The sequence below is a fragment of the Thalassospira xianhensis MCCC 1A02616 genome, from assembly GCF_003326475.1.
Taxonomy (GTDB): Bacteria; Pseudomonadota; Alphaproteobacteria; order Rhodospirillales; family Thalassospiraceae; genus Thalassospira; species Thalassospira xianhensis.
The window spans coordinates 1-684 of the sequence record NZ_JPWA01000096.1 but is presented as its reverse complement, the minus strand read 5'-3'; the positions used below and the strand labels follow the sequence as shown (position 1 = coordinate 684).

Sequence of the window (684 nt, the reverse complement as noted above, 5' to 3'; positions counted from 1 at the left end):
TTCGGGGAGCTGTAAGTGAGCTTTGATCCGGAGATTTCCGAATGGGGAAACCCACTGTTCGTAATGGAACAGTATCTTTATCTGAATACATAGGATATTGAAGGCAGACCCGGGGAACTGAAACATCTAAGTACCCGGAGGAAGAGAAAGCAAATGCGATTTCCTGAGTAGCGGCGAGCGAAACGGAATTAGCCCAAACCAAGAGGCTTGCCTCTTGGGGTTGTAGGACACTCTATACGGAGTTACAAAGGAACGAAGTAAATGAAGCGACCTGGAAAGGTCCGTCGAAGAAGGTAACAACCCTGTAGTTGAAACTTCGTTCCCTCTTGAGTGGATCCTGAGTACGGCGGAACACGTGAAATTCCGTCGCTGGGAGGACCATCTCCCAAGGCTAAATACTACCTAGTGACCGATAGTGAACCAGTACCGTGAGGGAAAGGTGAAAAGCACCCCGGAAGGGGAGTGAAAGAGATCCTGAAACCGTGTGCCTACAAGTAGTCAGAGCCCGTTAACGGGTGATGGCGTGCCTTTTGTAGAATGAACCGGCGAGTTACGATCCCATGCAAGGTTAAGCTGATAAGGCGGAGCCGTAGCGAAAGCGAGTCTGAATAGGGCGTTTAGTATGTGGTTGTAGACCCGAAACCAGGTGATCTACCCATGTCCAGGGTGAAGTTCAGGTAACAC

Annotated in this window: 1 rRNA gene; it reads left to right on the top strand. The window is 49.9% G+C overall.

Annotation, left to right across the window (positions count from 1 at the left end):
* A 23S ribosomal RNA gene (locus TH5_RS25180) occupies positions 1-684 on the top strand; the annotation flags it as partial.